21 protein-coding genes are annotated in these 19,157 nt (G+C 63.5%); 10 read left to right on the top strand and 11 right to left on the bottom strand.

Features of this window, described 5'->3' with window-relative positions; genetic code table 11:
- Positions 1-293 precede the first annotated feature (293 nt).
- Together OB905_13580 and OB905_13575 are read left to right on the top strand one after the other, a co-directional pair.
- Positions 294-884 carry a conditioned medium-induced protein 4 gene (locus OB905_13580; GenBank protein MCU4927001.1) on the top strand — a complete coding sequence of 197 codons (591 nt, stop codon included), beginning with the start codon at positions 294-296 and terminating at the stop codon, positions 882-884.
- 33 nt (positions 885-917) lie between these two features.
- Positions 918-1,598 (top strand): hypothetical protein, encoded by a 681-nt coding sequence (locus tag OB905_13575; GenBank protein ID MCU4927000.1) that lies wholly within the window; start codon positions 918-920, stop codon positions 1,596-1,598.
- A gap of 23 nt (positions 1,599-1,621) precedes the next feature.
- On the opposite strand, the gene OB905_13570 is transcribed toward OB905_13575, so the two are convergent.
- On the bottom strand, positions 1,622-2,212 hold the full coding sequence (locus OB905_13570) for an L-threonylcarbamoyladenylate synthase (protein ID MCU4926999.1): 591 nt from the start codon (positions 2,210-2,212) through the stop codon (positions 1,622-1,624).
- 196 nt (positions 2,213-2,408) lie between these two features.
- On the opposite strand from OB905_13570, the gene OB905_13565 reads away from it, so the two are divergent.
- Positions 2,409-3,794: a hemolysin family protein gene (locus tag OB905_13565; protein ID MCU4926998.1), complete on the top strand. Its 1,386-nt coding sequence runs from the start codon at positions 2,409-2,411 to the stop codon at positions 3,792-3,794.
- A 66-nt stretch (positions 3,795-3,860) separates the two neighbouring features.
- The gene (locus OB905_13560; protein MCU4926997.1) at positions 3,861-5,645 is read left to right on the top strand and encodes a PAS domain-containing protein; all 1,785 of its coding nucleotides are present in this window, start codon (positions 3,861-3,863) and stop codon (positions 5,643-5,645) included.
- Positions 5,646-5,692: 47 nt separating this feature from the next.
- On the opposite strand, the gene OB905_13555 is transcribed toward OB905_13560, so the two are convergent.
- From OB905_13555 to OB905_13545, 3 genes are all read right to left on the bottom strand, one after another.
- On the bottom strand, positions 5,693-6,388 hold the full coding sequence (locus OB905_13555; protein ID MCU4926996.1) for a hypothetical protein: 696 nt from the start codon (positions 6,386-6,388) through the stop codon (positions 5,693-5,695).
- A 76-nt stretch (positions 6,389-6,464) separates the two neighbouring features.
- Positions 6,465-7,652, bottom strand: a complete 1,188-nt coding sequence (locus tag OB905_13550; GenBank protein MCU4926995.1) for an anion permease — start codon at positions 7,650-7,652, stop codon at positions 6,465-6,467.
- Positions 7,653-7,735: 83 nt separating this feature from the next.
- A complete protein-coding gene (locus OB905_13545) occupies positions 7,736-8,461 on the bottom strand; it encodes a DUF5828 family protein (protein ID MCU4926994.1) in 726 nt (241 codons plus the stop codon).
- Positions 8,462-8,594: 133 nt separating this feature from the next.
- On the opposite strand from OB905_13545, the gene upp reads away from it, so the two are divergent.
- Positions 8,595-9,272, top strand: coding sequence for a uracil phosphoribosyltransferase (gene upp / locus OB905_13540; GenBank protein ID MCU4926993.1), 678 nt, complete (start codon positions 8,595-8,597; stop codon positions 9,270-9,272).
- 38 nt (positions 9,273-9,310) lie between these two features.
- On the opposite strand, the gene OB905_13535 is transcribed toward upp, so the two are convergent.
- The 4 genes from OB905_13535 to OB905_13520 form a co-directional block, all read right to left on the bottom strand.
- A complete protein-coding gene (locus tag OB905_13535) occupies positions 9,311-10,558 on the bottom strand; it encodes a carboxylate--amine ligase (GenBank protein ID MCU4926992.1) in 1,248 nt (415 codons plus the stop codon).
- Positions 10,559-10,691: 133 nt separating this feature from the next.
- Positions 10,692-10,898: a DUF2892 domain-containing protein gene (locus tag OB905_13530; GenBank protein ID MCU4926991.1), complete on the bottom strand. Its 207-nt coding sequence runs from the start codon at positions 10,896-10,898 to the stop codon at positions 10,692-10,694.
- A gap of 66 nt (positions 10,899-10,964) precedes the next feature.
- Complete coding sequence (locus OB905_13525) at positions 10,965-11,600, bottom strand: IMPACT family protein (protein ID MCU4926990.1); 636 nt, start codon at positions 11,598-11,600, stop codon at positions 10,965-10,967.
- A gap of 43 nt (positions 11,601-11,643) precedes the next feature.
- Positions 11,644-12,147 carry an amino acid-binding protein gene (locus OB905_13520; protein ID MCU4926989.1) on the bottom strand — a complete coding sequence of 168 codons (504 nt, stop codon included), beginning with the start codon at positions 12,145-12,147 and terminating at the stop codon, positions 11,644-11,646.
- A 103-nt stretch (positions 12,148-12,250) separates the two neighbouring features.
- Between OB905_13520 and OB905_13515 the strand changes: the two genes are divergently transcribed.
- Positions 12,251-12,850: a hypothetical protein gene (locus OB905_13515; GenBank protein ID MCU4926988.1), complete on the top strand. Its 600-nt coding sequence runs from the start codon at positions 12,251-12,253 to the stop codon at positions 12,848-12,850.
- Positions 12,851-12,857: 7 nt separating this feature from the next.
- On the opposite strand, the gene hisB is transcribed toward OB905_13515, so the two are convergent.
- On the bottom strand, positions 12,858-13,451 hold the full coding sequence (gene hisB, locus OB905_13510; GenBank protein MCU4926987.1) for an imidazoleglycerol-phosphate dehydratase HisB: 594 nt from the start codon (positions 13,449-13,451) through the stop codon (positions 12,858-12,860).
- 221 nt (positions 13,452-13,672) lie between these two features.
- On the opposite strand from hisB, the gene OB905_13505 reads away from it, so the two are divergent.
- Positions 13,673-13,936, top strand: a complete 264-nt coding sequence (locus OB905_13505) for a hypothetical protein (GenBank protein ID MCU4926986.1) — start codon at positions 13,673-13,675, stop codon at positions 13,934-13,936.
- 104 nt (positions 13,937-14,040) lie between these two features.
- Positions 14,041-15,537, top strand: coding sequence for a TrkH family potassium uptake protein (locus OB905_13500; protein MCU4926985.1), 1,497 nt, complete (start codon positions 14,041-14,043; stop codon positions 15,535-15,537).
- A 249-nt stretch (positions 15,538-15,786) separates the two neighbouring features.
- Here OB905_13500 and hisA read toward each other — a convergent pair whose 3' ends face one another.
- Complete coding sequence (hisA, locus tag OB905_13495; GenBank protein MCU4926984.1) at positions 15,787-16,542, bottom strand: 1-(5-phosphoribosyl)-5-[(5-phosphoribosylamino)methylideneamino]imidazole-4-carboxamide isomerase; 756 nt, start codon at positions 16,540-16,542, stop codon at positions 15,787-15,789.
- A 135-nt stretch (positions 16,543-16,677) separates the two neighbouring features.
- Here hisA and OB905_13490 point away from each other — a divergent pair, with 135 nt between their 5' ends.
- On the top strand, positions 16,678-17,862 hold the full coding sequence (locus OB905_13490) for an anion permease (GenBank protein MCU4926983.1): 1,185 nt from the start codon (positions 16,678-16,680) through the stop codon (positions 17,860-17,862).
- Between the two features lie 70 nt (positions 17,863-17,932).
- Positions 17,933-18,361, top strand: coding sequence for a universal stress protein (locus OB905_13485; protein MCU4926982.1), 429 nt, complete (start codon positions 17,933-17,935; stop codon positions 18,359-18,361).
- A 75-nt stretch (positions 18,362-18,436) separates the two neighbouring features.
- Here the strand turns inward: OB905_13485 and OB905_13480 are convergent, their stop codons facing one another.
- On the bottom strand, positions 18,437-19,072 hold the full coding sequence (locus OB905_13480) for a hypothetical protein (protein MCU4926981.1): 636 nt from the start codon (positions 19,070-19,072) through the stop codon (positions 18,437-18,439).
- Between the last annotated feature and the right edge of the window lie 85 nt (positions 19,073-19,157).

The following is a 19,157-nucleotide window of genomic DNA, read 5'->3' as shown; positions in this document are numbered from 1 at the left end:
TTATCCTATTAAGATTTCCTAAATCGGCGATGATGTCTTTCCGCCATGAGAAACAAAATTCACAAGTCGTGAACTTTTATCAGCAAACGCGGCTCAGCGCGCGTTCAGAACGGCCGTCTGGTGCCGTTAGCAGATCTGAATTCGAGACGCCAGCGGGTTCTCCTGATTGAAGAAATATATCCACAGCAGGCCGTGTGGGCCGGCGCCGTGAGCGTTCCGAATGTCGTACGGAGGTCACCCCCAACGCTATCTGGCAACAGGCTTAAATACCGTCCCGGCACCAGTGTCCATCCATGAACGAGAAAACCGAGGAACTCCGCGATATCTTCACGAGCGTCACCGACGGCGCCGACACCGTCACCGAGTCCCAGGAGGATACGCGGGGTTCGCTCGAGAAGGACGAACAGACCGTCGAAACCCGCGTCCATGGAGTCATCGCCCGAATGCGCGACCGGTACGGCCTCGAGACGGACCTCGACGACGACGCGCTCACCACGGTCGCGACTGGCTTCTACGAGGGAGCGAGTGACGCGGAAATCGCGGCCGATCTAGAACGGGACGAGTCGGCTGTCTTCGACGCCCGGATGGCACTGCACCTGATCGACGAGCGCGATGCCGACGAGGTCGACCTCGTCGCGATCCGTGAGCGCGAGGAAGACGCCGCTGCGCTCGCAGACGAGTACGACGTCGACGAAGCGGCGATCAGACGCTACCGACGCGTCGCCACAGCCAGAGACGAGTCCCGGGCGGCCAACGATCGCTACCGCGACGAGTTCGACAGCATCCTCGCCGACGCAGACATCTCAAAGCGAATGGCTGCAGACGTCAGAAAGGACGGCCTCGACGACGCGACGGACGGGATGGAGACGGACGTCTCGTTCTGAGGGTTTTTATTCGAAGACGGGGCCAGGGAAAGCGTGTCCCGCACGCACGTTCCGTTCAGCGATCTTCGATCGGCAGCGTACTGTCCGAGAGCGTGCTACTACGACCGGCAACAGAACGACCGCGAGCCGCCGCCACGCGTCGGACGCGTCCGCGATCTGGCGTTTCGATACCCTGATCTGCTCGATTCGTCGGAGACGAGCCTCGCGACAGAACCGATCGAGGTCGGACCACAAACCTATCGAGCGCGTCTCGAATCCCTCCGCAGCGACCTCGAGAGTCAAAACCGGTGGGCAGAGATCCGGGCGCCGTCAACTCGCAACGTTCTCGCAACCGGACGCCACGCTCGTGGGATCATCCACAAAGTTCTCGAAGAGCCACTCGAACCAGTCGTCGTTTCGCCCGGTGCGCCACCGGAGTCGGGTGTCTGGGACGCACAGTCGGTCCACGCGGTGGCGACAGCAAAGGCACTCGCCTGGGAACGACAGGAGACGGTTACCGCAGCGTGGGTCGAGTATCCAGCTCACGCAGTGATCCGCCGTGTCCGGATGACGACGCGCCGTCGAGCCCGGTATCGCTCGGTACTCCGGACGGTACGCCAGATGGATGGACCGCCACCTCGGGACGCAACTCGGGAGAAGTGCGAGGCCTGCACACACAGCGACCAATGTGGCGTGCGGACGCGAACGCTGCGCTCACTGCTCGGCGGTCGATAGTACTCAGCCTCGAGGGTCGCTCGTCAGTTCTCCGCGAGCCACCGTTCGATCTCGTCGGCGAGTTCACCCCGCCGAACGATCGCCTCCGACGAGACGTCGACGACGGTGCTCTCCGTTCCCCCGGTTTCACCGCCGTCAACGATCACGGACGCGCAGTCGCGGATCTCCGGATCTAGGTCTGCGACCGTGCGCACGCTCGGGTTCCCGCTGACGTTTGCGCTGGTCGACGTGATCGGTGTCCCGGCTCGTTCGCAAAGCGCCAGCGCAAGGGGCTGATCCGGAACGCGAACGCCAACCCGATCCCGGCCCGCCGTCAGCACGTCGGGAACGGAGTCACGAGCGCGACAGAGGACGGTGACCGGGCCCGGCAGAAACGAGGCCATAAACCGTCGTTCGCGGTCGGTCGCCCGAACGTGTTCGACGGCAGCGGGAACCGAGGGAAACGCAGCCGAGATCGGTTGCGCCCGATCGCGGTCTTTGGCCGCGAAGACGCGGTCGACCGCCGTCGGGTCGAGCGCGTCGGCGGCCAACCCGTAGACCGTCTCGGTAGGGTAGACGACGAGTTCACCGTCTCGAATCGCCTGTCCGGCGCGATCGAGTTCGGCTCCAGTCACAGTCGATCACCGCACAGAGAGCGGCCGTGAAAGCGATACGTGAGCACAGCCATACGAGACCGTTCGGCCAGCGGTCGGATAATCGTATCGTCACGTTGTTGCGCTCGGATGCGCCACGAACGCGACCGACCGGCCGCCTGAGGTGGCAAAAAAGGGCAAATGGTTAATCAACTCGGTGACAACGAAGGGACGATCAATGGCGATATCTCCGCTGTTCGAGGTCATCCTCGCTACCTACGAGGTGCCGATCGTCGGCATCGACGTCGACCAGACGACAGTCACCGTCGGGGGTGTGCTCGCGGTTACCGTCCTCATCGTGCTCTCTGGCTTCTTCTCGTCGTCGGAGATCGCGATGTTCAATCTTCCCAAACATCGCCTCGAGGGGATGGTCGAGGAAGGGATCGACGGTGCCGCACTAGTAAAGACGCTCAAAGACGATCCCCACCGGCTGCTCGTGACGATCCTCGTCGGCAACAACATCGTCAACATCGCGATGTCTTCGATCGCGACGGCGGTCCTCTCGATCCACTTCGGTGGGCTCCTTGGTGTCGTACTCGCGACGTTCGGGATCACCGCCATCGTCTTACTGTTCGGGGAGAGCGTCCCCAAGTCCTACGCCGTCGAGAACACCGAGTCGTGGGCGGTTCGGATCTCGAAGCCGCTGAAGGCGACGGAGTACCTGCTGTTCCCGCTGATCGTTCTCTTCGATTATCTCACGCGACAGGTGAACAAACTCACCGGTTCGACGGGGGCGATCGAATCACCGTACGTTACCCGCGACGAGATCCAGGAGATGATCGAGTCCGGCGAGCGCGAGGGCGTCTTAGAAGAGGAAGAACACGAGATGCTGACACGCATCTTCCGGTTTAACAACACGATCGTCAAGGAGGTGATGACGCCGCGTCTGGATATGACCGCGGTGTCGAAGGATGCAGACATCGACGAGGCGATCGAAACGTGCATTCAAAGCAGTCACGCCCGGATCCCGGTCTACGAGGGGAGTCTGGACAACGTCCTCGGAATCGTCCATATCAGGGACCTTGTCCGGGACCGAAGCTACGGTGAGACCGACGCCGACGAGCTCCGTCTAGAGGATGTCATCCAGCCGACGCTGCACGTCCCCGAATCGAAGAACGTCGACGAGTTGCTCACGGAGATGCGTGAGAACCGGATGCACATGGCGATCGTCATCGACGAGTTCGGCACTACAGAGGGGCTGGTAACGATGGAGGACCTGATCGAAGAGATCGTCGGCGAGATCTTGGAAGGCGGGGAGGAGGAGCCGATCGAGACGGTCGACGATCAGACGGTGCTGGTTCGTGGTGAGGTCAACATCGAGGACGTCAACGAGGCACTCGATATCGAACTCCCGGAAGGCGAGGAGTTCGAGACGATCGCTGGCTTCATTTTCAACCGCGCCGGCCGGCTCGTCGAGGAAGGCGAAGAGATTTCCTACGACGATGTCCAGATCACCGTCGTCGATGTCGAGAACACGCGCATTATGAAAGCCCAGTTACAGACGAGCGACGACGAAGGTAGCGAGGGCGACGGGGACGAGGTGACCACCGACCACGAACCCTGAAATTCGGGAGCGACGAACGCTCTCGTTGGGCGACACGCTTATTCAAGGCGGGTTCGATTCGATCGTATGCATACGGTCGCCAGCTCGACGAGAGTGTTACACGTTGACGATGACCCCTCGACGCTCGAGCTCACGGCCGAATTCCTCAATCGGGAGCTTTCGAATCCGACAGTCGTTAGCGAGACGTCCGCCGAAGCCGCGCTCGACCGTCTTCTCGAGGGATCGTTCGACTGCGTCATCAGCGACTACGACATGCCAGAACAAACCGGACTCGAGTTCTTCGAGGCAATCTGCGATGCCGACGTCACGATTCCGTTCGTGTTGTACACCGGAAAAGGGAGCGAAGAGATTGCGAGCCAGGCGCTCAATGCAGGTGTCACGGGCTACTTTCAGAAGGGAGGGGCGGATCAGCAACGACGACTCGCAAACCGCGTCGGACAGGCGGTCGAAGAGAGTCAGACCCAGGAGGTCGCAAAGCGGTACGCAACAGTGTTGAAAGCGCTCGGCTATCCGATCTACGTGATCGACGAATCGGGACGCTTTGAGTTCGTTAACGAGCTGTTTGCGGAGCTGACTGGCTACGACAGAGAGACTATTCTCGGGAGTTCACCGAGCCTGATGAAGTCGCCAGAGGGGGTCGAGAAAGCCGAGGCTAAGCTGGGGTCGATCCTCTCGGAGGACGGCACCACCACCGAACAGTTCGACATCGAGATTCACCCGCGAGAGGGAACGCCAATCCCGTGTCGAGATCATATGGCTGCGCTTCCGTACGACGGTGAGTCCTTCGAGGGGAGCGTCGGCATTCTTCGGGACCGCACGGAAGAACGCCGGCGGGAACGAGACCTCGAGTACAAGACGCAGGCGATGGACGAAGCGCCAATCGGGATTACAATGAGTGATCCCTCGCGGGAGGACAACCCCATGGTGTACATCAACGAGGAGTTCGAGGCGCTGACGGGATACGATCGCGAGGCGTCACTCGGACGCAACTGTCGATTTCTCCAGGGAGAACAGACGGAGCCGGCTCCCGTCAACAAGTTGCGCGAGGGGATCGATGCAGGCGAGCCGGCGGGAGTGGAGCTTCGGAACTACCGCCGGAACGGCGAGCAGTTCTGGAATCGAGTGAGCATCGCCCCAATCAAGGATGCAGAGGGGATGATCGTACGCTGGGTCGGGTTCCAACAGGATGTGACGGATCGAGAGGAGCACCAGCGGGCGCTCGAACAGCAAAACAAGCGATTGGACGAGTTCGCAAGCATCGTCTCACACGACCTCAAAAATCCGCTGACACTTGCCAAGGGGCGATTGGAGCTCGCGCGAGACGAGTGTGATAACGAGCACCTCGACGCGGTCGACGATGCGCTTGCGTGGATGGAGTGTCTCATCGAGGACCTGCTTCAGTTCGCCCAGGCGGGACAAGATCTCGAGACGACAGAGGCCGTCGATCTCGCGGCGGCAGCAGACACCGCCTGGAAGACCGCCGCAGACGGCCACGAGCAGGCCACGTTAGCGATCGTCGAGACGATGGGCGGGATCGAGGCGGACGAGACCCGGCTCAGACAGCTCCTCGAAAACCTGTTTTCGAACGCGATCGAACACGCTGGTAGCGACGTGACGGTTTCAGTTGGACAGACCGAGGACGGATTCTACGTCGAAGACGACGGACCAGGGATACCAGCAGGCGATCAGACAACGGTGTTCGATGCCGGCCACAGCAGCTCGAGCGAGGGAACCGGGTTCGGACTCAGCATCGTCGAGCAAGTTGCCGACGCACACGGTTGGAGCATCTCACTGGCCGAAGGGAGACACGGAGGCGCGCGTTTTGAAATCGGCTGGGAGTCGGAGAACTAGTCGGCCAGTGCTTGTCTGGAGAAGCCGCGAAGATCGGAGATGGTGGGTCAACCGACGAGCGATTCGACCTCTCGGGCGACCGACTGCGGAACGACGATCCGCCGTGGGCCCTGAACGTACTGGCCGTCGGGCTGTGCGTAGCGCAGTCGAAGCACGGCAGCGTCGCCGACCGTCCGAATGGAGACGGCCTCGATGTGTTCGAGATCGACTGCCTGATCCGGGTCGTAGAGGTAGATGGTGCGGCTCTCGCGGTCGAACGCACCGACCGACCGAAGGAACGAGGCGAGCACGAGCGCGACCAGCGCGAGCGGGATCAGCAGGGCGGCAAGCCCCGTGAACGGGCCAGCACCGAGTTCGATGAGGTCACGCTGGGAGACGATGCGGCCGGCCATCATCAGCACCCAAATGACACCACCCATCGCCACGGCGCCGACCGCGGCGTCTCTGACTCGTTCGAGCGCCTGTGGCGAGGCGCTCTCGATCGGGAGCCGCTCTGCGAGACGATCGAGGCCCGCTTCCGTTCGGCCGACGACCGCGAGTGCAAGAATCGTGGCGATGAGCGCGAGGAGGGCGACGGCGAGAACGGTCTGGCCGCCAATCTGTCCGGCCAGATCGTAGAGCCGCCAGAAGACGATGATTCCGATCGCGGCGAAGAAGGTCCCGACGCCAAGTGACCAGAGAAGCCGAACGGTTCGGGAGGTGGTCGCGTCCCGGCGCCAGTGGACCGGTTCGGAGTCGTCCATGGTCGACCTTACTGCCGTCGGTGTAAAGAGCGTTCGATATCGGTCGGGACGGACGCGAGGGAGCAAAGCGCGTTCATCAGCCGAGCAGCCAGTCGACGGCTGCGAAGCCGGCAAAGGAGAGGACGACAGCGCCGACGAGCGAGAGGATCCACGCCAGGACGGTGTAGCCCATCTTCCGAGGACTGACGCCGCCACCGCCTGCAGCCGCGTACCCGCTGCCGATGATCGAACTGACGATAATCTCGTTAAAGGAGACCGGAATGCCGTAGAGGACGGCGACCTGGGCGATCGCGAACGAGGGGATGAGTGCGGCGATCGAGCGACGTGGCCCCAGCGAGGAGTAGTCCTGGGAGATCGCCTTGATCATCCGCGGGGCACCGGTCCAGGAGCCAAGCAAGAGTCCGAAGCCGCCGCCGAGCAGCAAGGCGAGCAACGGGAGGCCGACGTCACCCGAGAGCGGAATCAAGGGTCCGATCGCGAGACCGACCTGGCTGCCGCCAGCGGAGAACGCGACGAGCGCACCCAGCAGTAACAGAAAGTGGCGCTCGCCACGCTCGAGGCCGTTTCCGAGATCGAGCCCGATCGCGGTCGCCCAGGCAACGGCCATGAGGGCAGTCGCGAGGGCGATACCGAGGATCGGCGCGAGTGGCAGCCAGCCGGCGACGGTCTGGGCGATCGAGGCGCCGCCGTCGGTCGGGCCGAGGACGGCGAACTCGATGTTGGCGACGACGGCACCGACGAGCGCCGCCAGTCCGACGATCAGCACCTCCTCGGCGATCGGTTCGTCCCGTAGCAGTCGAGCGATCGCGTAGGCGAGGCCGCCGCCGACGAAGGGGGTCAACACCCACAGCGTAAGGATCTCGGCGTACTTCGGCCAGGCCGGATCGCCCCCCATCGCAAGGCCGACGCCGACGACCGCGCCGGTGACGGTAAAGGCCGTCGCGATCGGATACCCGGTGAAGATGCCGATCGCGACCAGCGTCGCGGCGATCGTCAGCGCGAGCGTGGCCGCCGTCGGCGAGAGAACGACACCGTCGATGAGATCGCGGCCGACGGCCTCGGAGACGTTCGCCCCCTGTAACACCGCTCCCGCGAAGCCGAAGATGCCGACGAGAAAGCCCGCCCGCATGACGGAGATCGCGTTTGCGCCGACCGCTGGCGCAAACGGGGTCGAGCCGCTGGAACCGGCGCCAATCGCCCACGCCATAAAGAGGCTGGCGACGGCGGCGACCAGAAACGTCGCGACCGTGGCGGGATCGACCATCTATCCGGTCCTTACTGCGGGGTGGTACAAGTGTGTGCCGACCCCGGAAACGGTGTGGAAGGCGAACGCGGGAATTGAACGCGTCAGTTCGTCGTCGACCGCGAGTGATCTTCGGGTTCCGGCGGCGGTTCGACGCCCTCGATCGCCTCGGCGGCGTCGGTGTCTTTTTCGGTCGAGACGTGCCAGCGGTCGATCTCGTCCTCGTAGGTCGCAAGTGAGTCCGAGACATCCTCTTTGAGCACGTCGTCGTTGACGTTTACCTCGAAGACGAACCGCTCGCCGTTGTCGCCGCCGTTTCGAGTCGACTGCTGGATGTTCGCGCTGACGAGCTCGTTGTCGAAGTAGTAGGGGGCGAGCTGGGTCATCACGTTCTGGTAGACTGTGTCCTCGACCCGTCGCAGCGCCTTCCGGCCGGCGGAGTCGGCCGCCCGAGTGACGTAGTCGATCGACTCCTTCCAGGTGTCGACGGCGGCGTCGGCATCGTCGTCTTCCAGTTTCTCGTAGGATTCCGAAAGCTTCTGCCCGGCCGTCTTGATGTCCTCGTCCGGATCCTTACCTGCCTTCTCGCCTTCGCCCTCTTCGACGCTGGCCTGGTCTGCGGTCTTCTCGCTGACGTCGACCTCGAGCGTCTCGTGGGCCTTGGGACGCCATTCCTCCCACTCGTCGAACGCGCGGGCGAATCGCGCGCCGGAGTCGTGATCGGGGTCGTGGACACCGGCCTCTCGCAGGGCGCGGGTGACGCGCTCGCCGTGCTCGACGACGGTCGCCCAGTCGCCGCGGACCTTGAATCCCGAGATGCTCTCTTCCATTCGACTGGGTCGGGGCTATGGCGCGAACGGCTATAAACTTCTTCGCTGCCAGGTGTGAGCGCGTGGCATCGAGGATCGAACGCGTGGGACGAGGACCGATAGCATGAACTATGCGGGGCCTGCGAGTAGACGTATGACGATCGACGAGCGCGACGACGCCTACGTCGTCACCCACGCACTGGCGAAAGACACCCTCTCGCGCCTGCGAGACGTCGAAACCGAGCAGGTCAGCTTCCGGAAGGGACTGGTTAAGCTCGGTCGAATCTGTGGCTACGAGATTATCGACGGCCGGATGGAGACCCAGTACGTCGAGATCGAGACCCCCCTGGAGCCGACGATGGGCGAGCGCGTCCGCGGACTCGACGACGTCGTTATCATCAACGTCCTCCGGGCAGCGACGCCGTTCGTCGAGGGACTGTTGAAGGCGTTCCCCCGCGCCCGACAGGGTGTCATCAGCGCCAGCCGCGACGAGGAGGCCGGCCGGGACGAAGACGGCTCGTTCCCGATCACGGTCGACTACGTGAAGCTTCCCGAGATCACCGAGGACGATACGGTAATCGTCGCCGATCCGATGCTCGCGACCGGCTCGACGATGTGTACCGTCTTAGACCACGTCGTCGAGAACTCGCCGGAGCCGGAGAACCTGATCGTCCTCTCGGCGGTTTCCGCACCTGAGGGACTGCTTCGAGTCGGCGAGTCGTGTCCCGAAGCTGATCTCCTGACAGTCTCGATCGACAGCCATCTCGACGACCACGGATTCATCGTCCCGGGGCTTGGAGACGCCGGAGACCGGGCGTTCCGAACGACCTGATCGGCCGGAGCTGTGCGATTGCAGCCGGGGCGGCTGTTTTAGGGCTCCGGTTGCTGTTTCGGTGACGGTCGCGAGCCAACGCTGGGGAGTGGCTGTCCCTCGGCGCTCGCCCGGAGGGAGTTGAGTCCGTCCTGTATGAACGGCACTGGATCGTCGATCGTCGCGTAATCGAATCGGGGGTTGCGGGCGAGCGAGGTGGCGACGTCCCGGAGCGCACCGGCGAACGAGGGACGTTCGACGAGTGGATACTCCTCGGTGAGGATGCTGTGGAGGTGACACAGCTCCCCGCGCAGGAGGTGGCCGCCGATGCCCACGTCGTACTCGCCAGAAAAAGAGATCGGCTGATCGGTCGCGAGCTCCCAGTAGTACCGCGGGAAGTCGACGCCGGCACGGACGGTAAACGGAAGCGAGGACCAGAACCGTGGATTGATCTCCATCAGTTTGAACGCGCCCGTCTCGGGATCGCGCAGGAATTCGACCATGGCGAGCCCGTGCCACTCCAGTTCGTCCAGCAGGGAGCGGCCTGCGGTCTCGAGGGCCGGGATATCGACCGACTCGCGGTAGGAACTGGGCCCGCCGCAGTACTTGTAGCCGCGCTGTTGGCAGTGCTGGAACGTCGCGACTGGCTCGCCGTGGTCGTAGAGGGCGAAAAAGCCGAACTCGCGGGGATCAGAGAGATACTCCTGGACGAGTGGAACGTGGCCCCAGCGATCACGATAGCCCGCCGCCGAGGGACGCTTTCCGGGCTCGTTGTACACCGTCGTCCCGATGTCCGAGAGATCGGCGTCCGGGCCGAGGAACTCCGGCGAGGCGAGGGTGTACCGTGGCTTGATGATCGTCTCGTCGGACCAGTCGTCCCACTCCGTGAGCGGAGCCGTCTTCGGGGTCTCGATACCCGCCTCTTCGGCGGCCTCGAACAGCTTCACCCGATCCTGGACGCGGCCCAGTGTCTCCATATCCGGCCACGGCGTCTCGACGATCTCCGCGAAGGCGTCCCGGTTCGCCGCGAGGACGTGAACGTCCTCCTCTCGAACCGGGATGATCGTTGTGACGTCCTCCCGTCGGGCCACCGACAGTAGCGCGTCGCCGTAGGCCGAGAGGCTGGCTCCAGGGTCAGGCACCTGGACGAACGCGTCGCAATGGCGCGACGCAGCGGCCGGCGTTGTGGGAGATTCAGAGCCGACGATAGTGCGGACGCCGCGCGGGTTGAGCGATCGTAAACAACTGACGCTGCTCGGGGCGGTGACACCAGGCACCAGCACAGCGTCGTCTCGGGAACCGTGCATAGTTCTATCCAGCCTCGTTGGCGGTTTCGTTATGGCGGCCCAAATAACCGATAGCAGACGGTTTCGAGTGGAAAGGAGTGCATACAGGAGCGTTGGATGGGCCCTGGAGTCCGGGTAGCAAAACGAGAGCCGTTCAGTCGCCACCGCCGCCACAGGTGTCGATACCGAGCAGCGCGTTCAGGGGACAGCGCTGGATGACGGCGGTCGCGAACAGGTCGAACCCGGCGAGAAACGCGAGCGTTCCCGAGAGGCGCGAGCGGGTTCGGTAGCCGTAGCCGACCAGGGTAATCGCCACGACGAACCGGAGAAACCGGTCGAGGCCGCCGACGTTGCGATCCATACACGTTGGTCGCCGGTCCAGGCGGGTAAGTGTACTCCCGTTGCGTGCCGGGAGCGGGTCAGTTCGTTATCCGCCAGAGGTCTCTCCGGGCCCAGGGTCGACGCGCCCGCTCGTGGCGCTGCGCAGTCGGTCCGCAAGCGCGTCGGAGTCGGCCCGCGGAACGCGCACGTCGAACCGGACCGTTGCGTCGTACGCCGCGTCGAAGTCGACCCCCGCGCTCTCCAAGATCCCCCGAACGGTACCGGAGTCGTCGTACTCGACGGTAAACTGGAGCCTGACGTGGGGTCGCTTTTCGACGACGCCGGCCTCGTCGATCGCCTCGGTGACGGCCCGGGAGTACGCCCGGACGAGTCCGCCGACGCCGAGATTCGTCCCGCCGTAGTAGCGCGTGATGACGACGGCGACGTTCTCGAGATCGCGTTGTTCGAGGACGTTCAGCGCGGGTTTCCCCGCCGATCCAGCGGGTTCGCCCTCGTCGCTCTGATACGCACGCAGGAACTGGCCGTCGGAATCGGCGCGAACGCGGTAGGCGGGGACGTTGTGGGTCGCGTCGTCGTACTCAGACTGCACCGCCTCGACGAACGCCTCGGCCGCAGCGACGTCGGCGACGGGGCGAACGCGGCCGACGAACTCGGAGCCGCGAACGACGAACCGGCTGGTGGCGGGCTCGGCGATCGTCCGGTAGGTGTCTGGGTCGGTCACTGTGGAAGTGTGCGCTGGCTCGACGACGACAGGGGCTGCCGGCTCACTGAAGTTCGATCCGGCGAACGAATTCGAGGTCTCGCAGTCCGGTGATCACGTCGCCGGGAAGGTCGTCGTCCGTAATCAAGTAGAGGCGGGGTTCGTCGGTGAACTCCGGGTCCTCGCTGATCGTCTGGCGAATCGAGATATCGTGGTCGGCGAGTAGGCCCGTCACCGTGGCCACGATGCCGGTCGCCTCGGCGTCGTCGACCTCGACGGCGAGGACGGTCAGATCGAGCACCGGCGCGAGGTCCATCAGACTCGGTACCTGCGAGATGTTCTGGAAGATCCGGCGCAGTTCGGAATCGCCGAGGATGACGTCGGTCGTCGAGTCGACGACGCGTCGATCGACGCCGATCTCGCGGGCGATACCCGTGTTCGGGATTTCGATCCCACCCGAGACGACCCGACCCTCGTCGTTGACCGAGAACCCGCGCTCTAACAGCAGGCGGATGACCGCCTGTTGGCTCGGTGAGCCCTCGAACTTCTCCATGATATCGTCGAACATTCGTTGCCGGCAGTACGGGGGCCGAACTATAATGTTCGGTGGTCGACCAACAGCGAGAATCGTCTGACGGACGTTTTTTACCCAGCGGTCAGTATCGGGCCGTATGCGATCGATAACCCGGTGTGACTTCTGCGAGGGGGAGGCGGCTGGCACGTTCGAGATCGTCCCGCCGGAACTGGAGCCAACCGAAGACGAGCAGCGACGCGTCATGCTCTGTGGGGCGTGTCGAAACCGCCTCGGCGGACTACTGGAACCGCTTTTCGCTCGGCTCGACGGCGCAGAGAACGCGCCACGAGCCGACAGTAGCGACGAGTCTACTGGATCAAACGAATCCGTGGATAGCGACGACCAACCGGACGGAGCCGACGACGCTGCGGACGCGCCGACAGACGCGTTCGAAGCTCCCACAACGGTCGAGCGAGACGATGCCGAAGAAGGCGTCGAAAGCGCCGAGGAGGACGAAGAAGGCAGCGAAGTCACTGTACAATCGGCAGAGACAACCGAATCCGATCGCCCACCTCGTTCCTACGGGAAGGTCGTACGCCTCCTGCGAAACCGAGAGTTTCCGATGGAGCGAGACGCAGTCGAGTCGCTGGCAGCCGGTGCCTACGACCTGCAGCCCAACGAAGTAGACGCGATCGTCGACTACGCCATCAGCGAGGAGGAGTTCAGAGAGATAGACGGACAGCTGCAGCGGGTCTGAACAGGGCTCACTCCGAGAGGGTCCCCTTGGTGCTCGGGGCATCCTCGCGGCGGTCGTCGAGTCGCGTCGCGTCGTCGAGCGCTCTGGCAAGCGCCTTGAACAGCGCCTCGATCTCGTGGTGGGCGTTCTCGCCTTCGACCGAGGCGTGAAGCGTCAGCCCGGCGTTCATCGCGAGGGACTCCGCGAAGTGGCGAGCCATGTCGCTCGTAAACTCGCCGACCCGGTCTTGGGAGAACGACCCGTCGAAGTAGAATCGAGGCCGGCCACTGACGTCGACGACCACGTCCGCAACGGCCTCGTCCAGCGGAACGCGCCGGTCGGCGTAGCGGACAATGCCGGCTCGGTCGCCGAGCGCCTCCGAGAGCGCGGTCCCGAGGGCGATCGCAACGTCTTCGACCGTGTGATGGTCGTCGACCTCGAGATCGCCGTCACAGGAGATCTCGAGGTCGAAGAGACCGTGCTTGGCGAGCGCCGTGAGCATGTGATCGAAAAATCCTACGCCAGTTTCGACCGTCGCCTCACCGCTTCCGTCGACCGCGACCAGACACTCGATCGCGGTCTCGCCGGTTTCGCGCGTGACCGTCGCCGTTCGATCGCTCATGGAGTACGCAGGAACCCGACGGTACAAGGCGATTGCGCTCGCGGTCCGCGGACCGGGATACGTCTCTTAGAGAGTGTTTTAAAACATCTAGAGCCATCTATAGGAGTTTCAGGTAGTGTCGGAAGATGACAGGGACGGTAAAAACGAGGAAAACCGTGAGAATCGTCTGTGGGTTATATGATAGTAGCGAACACAGTCAGTGACAGCCGAGGATTCCATCGATGTCGAACCGCTCCCCGCTCTCGAACGAGACGATTACGCCCTCATCCACCGACGCCGACCGGCACGAAAGCCGGTTTCACCTCCAGAAGCTAAAGCGACCAGCGCAGTTCCTCTCGTTCTGGCTGGCGATTGCCCTCCCGTTCGTCCATCTCCCGTTGCTCACCCAAGGGCTGGGCGATCTGACGACACTGGTCGCGTTTCTGGTGTTGCTCTCGGTAAACGTCGTCGCCCTCTACGTCGGTCACGGCTACAAGCAGTCGTGAGAACGGACAACCCGTGCTCGGACCGGATGCTGCGGTGTCGGTAGCTAGCGGTGCCAAAGACGTTCCGAACGGATTATCGTCCCCCCGGCCACAACTGGTGACGAATGCGCGTCCGCGTCGACTGGCGGTCGAGTTGTAGTCTGGCCGGAACGGTTCTGAAGTGGCTCGCCGTTCCGCTGGCAGCACCGCTAGTGTTGGCACTGTTCGACGGCGACGACCCCCTTCCGTTTCTGGTCGCGATTCTCGTTACGGCCGCGCTCGGATACGGACTCGAGCGACTAGATCGGGATCCGCATATGGGCCACCGGGAAGGGCTCCTGACCGTCGCACTCACCTGGCTCGGCGTCGGCGTCATCGGTGCGATTCCCTTCGTGGTCGCTGGGTCGGGGTCGATCGCCGGACCGGTCAACGCCCTCTTCGAGAGCATGAGCGGCATCACGACGACGGGTGCGACCGTCATCGACGACTTCGGGGAGCACTCGCGGTCGATCCTCCTGTGGCGACAGCTGATCCAGTGGCTCGGCGGCCTCGGCATCCTGGTCGTCGCCATCGGCCTCTTCTCGAACCTGATGGTCGGTGGGGCCCAGCTGATGGAGACAGAGTCCCAGACCAGAAACGTCCGAAAACTGCGCCCACACATCGGCGAAACCGCCCGGCTGATCTGGGGACTGTACGTCGGGCTGACCGTCGCTGCAGCGGTCGTTTTCTACGGACTCCACCTACTCGGCGTAGCGCCGAACATGGACCTCTTTAACGCCGTCTCCCACGCGCTGACGAGCGTCGCGACGGCCGGCTTCTCGCCCGAAGCCGAAAGCGCGGGCGCGTTCGCACCGATCGTTCAGTGGGCGATCATCCCCTTCATGATCCTCGGCGCGACGAACATCGTGCTCATCTACTACGTGGTTCAGGGCGACTACGAGCGACCGCTGCGAAACGAGGAATTCCGGTTTTATCTGACCGTGTTGGCGGGAGCGAGCGCCATCGTCGTCGGAATTCTGGCGGCCGACGCCTCCTTCGATCGCGGACTGGAGCCAACGATCCGCCACGGAGTCTTCAACGTCACCTCGCTGGTGACGACGACCGGCTACGCCTCGATGGACTTCGACCTCTGGAGCGCCGGCGCGAAACACGTCCTCTTTCTGTGCATGTTCGTTGGCGGGATGGCCGGCAGCACGACCTGTTCGATCAAGAGCCTGCGCTGGCTCGTGATCGGAAAAGCACTCCGGCGGAACCTGTTTACCTCGGTTCATCCACAGGCGGTCCGTCCGATCCGCCTCGGCGACAGCGTCATCGACGAGGACACCATCACGGACATCTTCGCATACGTCCTGCTCGCGCTCGTGCTCTTTTTCGCCCTGACGGTCCTGATCGTCGTCGATGCCGCCCGCCACGGCGCCTCAGTCACCGAGTTCGAGGCGCTCGGCGCCGCTGCCTCGATCTTTCTCAACATCGGCCCCGCCTTCGAGAGCGCCGGCCCAATGGACAACTACGGCGAGTTCCCCACCACGACCCGCGCCGCGATGGTCGTGATGATGTGGGTCGGCCGCATCGAGATCATCCCCGTCCTCGTCCTGTTGACGCCGGCGTTCTGGCAGTCCTAAGAACCCACCTTTTGCGCTGCGGTCTGTCGCGAAGGCGCAGTTGCGCCTTCGCGACGTCCCTCGGCAAAAGCTGGACCAAAAGCACTCCTCCTTCCGTTCGGCGTGTGAAACACGCCTCACATCAGTCGTCGGCCCGCTCGCAGCCTGACGGCTGCTCGCGGTGAAGATCGTAGCTGCGCCTGCCCTCCCCCGGGTCGCACGCCTCGCCAGATCGGCGAGGCGCGCTCCCGGCCACTGTTTCAGGCTAAGTTATTTCGTGACCGCGTCGTTCGCTTCCTCGAGCGTGAACTGGCCCTCGTAGAGCGCGCTGCCGACGACCGCGGCGGCCGCACCGGTCGCTTGGAGTTGGCGCAGATCCTCGAGCGTCGCGACGCCGCCACTGGCGATCACCGGAATATCCGTGGCCTCGACCAGCTCGCGGACGGGTTCGGTCGCGACGCCCTCGAGCTGGCCCTCGACGTCGACGTTCGTAAAGAGGATCCCCGCCGCGCCGAGGTCGGCGTAGCGTTCGGCGGCCTCGACGGGCGTGATTCCGGCACCCTCGGTCCAGCCCTCGACGACGACCTCGCCGTCTTTCGCGTCCAGGCTGACGACCACGCTGTCGGGATGGGTGTCGCTCACCTCGCGGACGATTTCGGGGTTCTCGACGGCCGCCGTCCCGAGGATCACGCGGTCGACGCCGCGTTCGAGGAGGTCGATGGCGTCATCAGCGGTGCGGATCCCCCCGCCCAGTTGCGTGGGGACGTCGACCGCCTCGACGACCGCGTCGATGGCCGCTGCGTTCGCCCGCTCGCCCTCGAACGCCCCGTCTAAGTCGACGAGGTGAAGGGTCTCGGCGCCAGCATCGATCCATCGTCGGGCCGCGTCGACGGGGTCACCGTAGGTCTTCTCAGTGCCACGTTCGCCCTGCACGAGCTGGACGACCTCGCCATCCTGAACGTCGACGGCCGGGACGACCTCGAACGCGTCGTGGTCGATTCCCGAACCCGTATCTTCGCGCGTCATACTCGAGTGAGCGTGGGGAATGCGAGTAAAGGCGGCGGTTTCGACGCCGATCGGGTCGCTCGAACGTATATTATTCAGATAATGTATCAGTATATTCCAGTACCTATTTTATGCGCACGATCGTACTGGTTACCAATGGTGGAGACGCTGCTGCTAGTTGGGGTCGTGGCCTCGGTCTTCGTGGGCTTCAACATCGGGGGCTCCTCGACTGGGATCACGTGGGGGCCATCCGTCGGAGCCGGTATCGTCAAAAAGACGACGGCAGCGGCGGTCATGACGGTCTTCGTCTTCCTCGGCGGGTGGACCGTCGGCCGGAACGTGATGGACACGCTGAGCGAAGGGATCATCACGACCGAGTTGACGCTCACGGCAGGCGTCGCAGTGCTCTTCTTTATCGGTCTTGGCATGCTGGTCGCGAACATCTTCGGCGTCCCAGTGCCGACCTCGATGACCACCGTCGGTGCAATCGCCGGACTCGGCCTCGCAACGGACACGCTCAACTACGCGACGATCGCGGAAATCATCTCTTGGTGGGTCGTCACCCCGATCATCGGTTTCTGGATCGGTGGAATCATCGGACGCTACATCTACCCAGCGGTCAACCGCCGGGTCGATATCGAGAAGTCTGAGGGACCGTTGTTGGTCCTCGATCGCAACGGCACGGTTCCACGTCCGGCGTTCGGCCCGAACACGACGCGCATGGAGTTCGGGACGACAAGTATGGTGCTCGTGATCGGCTGTTACATGGCGTTCAGCGCCGGCGCGAGCAACGTTCCGAACGCCGCAGCGCCTCTAGTTGGCGGCGCCGGCGGACTCGACGCTGACGTCGCGATCGTCGTCGCGACGCTCGCGATCGGGCTCGGTGGGTTCACTATCGCCCGACGGACGATGGACTCCGTTGGCGGCGAGTTAAGCGATATCCCCCTGCTGGCGGCGCTGTTCGTTATGGTGATCGCCTCGAGTATCACGACCACCCTCTCGTACATCGGCATCCCGATCAGCCTCGTGATGGCAACCGTGATGACGATCGTCGGAATCGGGTGGGGCCGAGCAACTCGTCCGATCACGTTCCGGGAAGCAGTTACCCGCGACAGCGACGCCGAGGACCGCGAGATCGAACTGGGTGCGATCGTGGCCGAAGAGAACGAAGACGAGCCGACTCCGGCGATCGGGGAGGCCGAATCCGAGGACGTAATCGATGCGAGCGACCTGTTCAATCCGCGGGCGGTAATCAAGTACGTCTCGATGTGGATTATCGGGCCGTCAATGTCGACAATTCTGGCCTACGGCTTCTTCGTGGCGGTTCCTGGCGTCGCCTGAGGAGAACGGAGTTCGGTCTCGGCAGCGTATGAAGGCAGATACTTACAGTCCCGGATGACGTATCTCGGGTATGCACACCCGAGTCCTTGTCCCGATGGATGACTCAGAGCACGCCGCCTCCGCCTTAGCGTACGCACTCGATGCCCATCCAGATGCCGAGGTCACCGTCCTCAACATCGTCGGTGTTCCCTCGATGATGATGGGCGACGCGGTGGGGCTCGTCCTCGAAGACGACGTCAGCGACGCCGCTGCCAAGCGGGCCGAGCCGGTCTTCGAGCGCGCACGAGGCGTCGCCCAGAAGCGAGATCGAGAGATCGAGACGATCGTCGGCGTGGGCCACCCGGCCCGACAGATCGTCAACCGCGCCGAGGGTTATGACGCGATTATCCTCGGGAGCCACGGCGCCGACTGGGACCGAACGACACACCGGTTTCTCGTCGGAAACGTCGCCGAGACGGTGACGAAACGAGCGCCGGTCCCGGTTACGGTTGTTCGCTGAACCGTCTTCGAGGGGTCCGGTTGCCACGCGTTTCGTCGCTACGCACCAGCGTTGTCAACTGCTTCGGGTACCGCCTTAGGTGTCCGAGCCCTCTTCGTCAGCCGACTTATCGACGAGTTCTTCGACCTCGTCCTCGCGGGGACGACGGTCGATCCGTTCGTCGACGGCGTCGATCTGGGCCTGCACCGCTTCGACCTGCTTTTCGACGGTCTCGCCGACCGTTTCCTCAACCGTCTCCTCGACGGTTTCGCCAACCGTCTTCTCAACCGTCTCCCCGACCGCCTTCTCGACGGTCTCCCCAACCTGTTCTTCGACAGTTTCGCCAACTGTCTTTTCGACCGTCTCTTCGACGGTCTCGCCAACCTGTTCTTCGACAGTCTTTCCGACCGTCTCCTCGACCGTCTCTCCGACCGTCTCCTCGACCGTCTCTCCGACCGTCTTCTCAACCGTCTCCCCAACAGTCTTCTCGACCGTCTCCCCAACCTGTTTTTCGACGGTCTGACCCACCGTCTCCTCGACAGCCTGGGTCATCCAGTTGGGATCAAATCGGGCCATCTTCCAGACGACGTGGATGACGTACGATGCGAAGACACCGATTCCGAACGCGAGGCCGATGTTGGTATCCAGCGTTGCGATCAGAACGATCGAGAGGGCGATCAACGCACCGTAGGCCAGATCGACGGCAGCATCGACGCGAACCGGATTCAACATCGGCGCTCATCACCCTCGTTCCGGTGGACGGGTCGATCGAAGCAATCGGTGGCGACGAGACGACGCTGAGATCGCGACTCCGAAG

This window comes from Halobacteria archaeon AArc-dxtr1 (assembly GCA_025517425.1).
Taxonomy (GTDB): Archaea; Halobacteriota; Halobacteria; order Halobacteriales; family Natrialbaceae; genus Halostagnicola.
The sequence above is the reverse complement of the archived record's forward strand: the minus strand, read 5'-3'. Positions and strand labels throughout refer to the sequence as shown.